Here is a 273-nt window from a genome sequence, read left to right as displayed (position 1 = left end):
CTATTACTGTCGGTACTGTAGATACTTGGAATCTTTCTGCTAATTCCATACTTTGATCTATATCAACTTTTAGAAAATCTGCTGAACTTTCCATATCATTTCCTAATGCTTCAAATACTGGTGATAACATTTTGCATGGTCCACACCAAGTTGCAAAGAAATCTACTACTACTATCCCATCTTTATTTTCTACTCTATTTGAAAATTCGTTTGTTTTTATTATTTGTGCCATAATTCTCACTCTCCTATAATATTTTAATAAGTTCTTCTTTA

Annotated in this window: 1 protein-coding gene; it reads right to left on the bottom strand. The window is 30.4% G+C overall.

What is annotated here, in order from left to right:
- The coding region (locus BN899_RS18390; RefSeq protein ID WP_042278446.1) for a thioredoxin family protein at positions 1 to 232 on the bottom strand (232 nt) is incomplete at its 3' end.
- Positions 233 to 273: the final 41 nt, after the last annotated feature.

This window comes from Faecalimicrobium dakarense (genome assembly GCF_000499525.1).
GTDB classification, from domain to species: Bacteria; Bacillota; Clostridia; order Peptostreptococcales; family Peptostreptococcaceae; genus Faecalimicrobium; species Faecalimicrobium dakarense.
The sequence above is the reverse complement of the archived record's forward strand: the minus strand, read 5'-3'. Positions and strand labels throughout refer to the sequence as shown.